The following is a 1,135-nucleotide window of genomic DNA, read 5'->3' on the forward strand; positions in this document are numbered from 1 at the left end:
GCAGGTGTGACATACGACACTGCTACACATGAAGTGACAGTAAACGTTACAGATAATGGTCAAGGCAAACTTGTTGCAACTGCAACTAACAACAACCCAACCTTCACAAACACTTATAAAGCAGCTACAACAACAGCTACTATCACGGCTACTAAAGTCTTGAATGGTAAAGCTCTAGAAGCAGGTAAATATGAGTTTGAACTTAAAGAAGGTGACAAAGTCGTTGCAACAGCTAAAAATGCTGCAGACGGCACTGTTACTTTCAAAGAAATTGAGTTCAATGAAGCAGGCGACCACACTTACACTATCACTGAAAAAGCAGGTAGCGAAGCAGGTGTGACATACGATACTGCCAAACACGAAGTTAAGGTGAACGTTAAAGATGACGGTGCAGGTCAACTTGTTGCAACTGTTACAGGTAACAACCCAACCTTCACTAACACTTATAAAGCAGCTTCAACAACTGTAAATATTACCGCTAAGAAAGTCTTAGAAGGTAAAGCCCTTGAAGCTGGTAAATATGAGTTTGAACTCAAAGAAGGTGACAAAGTAATCGGAACAGCTAAAAATGCTGCAGACGGTACTGTTGCTTTCGAAGGTATCGAATACAAAGAAGCTGGTGAGCACACTTACACTATCTCTGAAAAAGCAGGTAACGAAGCAGGTGTGACATACGATAAATCTACTCACAATGTAACAGTAAAAGTTACAGATAATGGTCAAGGTCAACTTGTTGCGACTGTAACTGACAACAACCCAACCTTCACAAATACTTATGTTGCATCTTCAACAAAAGTAACCTTTACAGCTAAGAAAGTCTTGAAAGGTGATAAAGAGCTTGTAAAAGGTCAATTTAAGTTTGAACTTAAAGAAGGTGACAAAGTCGTTGAGACAGCTACAAACGCTGCAGACGGTACTGTTACTTTCACAGCAATTGAGTACAAAGAAGCAGGTGAGCACACTTACACTATTACTGAAGTAAAAGGTAACGATGAGAATATCAAATATGATGAAAATTCTTACGAAGTGACAGTAAAAGTGACAGATAATGGTGCAGGTCAACTTGTAACAGAAGTTACAGGTAACAACCCAACAATCACTAACACGTATACTGAACCGAAAAAAGAAGAACCTA

Annotated in this window: 1 protein-coding gene; it reads left to right on the forward strand. The window is 39.2% G+C overall.

Annotated features, from left to right (window positions below; all coding sequences use genetic code 11):
• Positions 1–1,135, forward strand: a 1,135-nt coding sequence (locus GMD1S_RS07970) for a Spy0128 family protein (protein ID WP_000518587.1), incomplete at both ends; no start/stop codon positions are given.

Origin of the sequence: Streptococcus sp. GMD1S, from assembly GCF_000296875.1 — a bacterium.
GTDB lineage: Bacteria > Bacillota > Bacilli > Lactobacillales > Streptococcaceae > Streptococcus.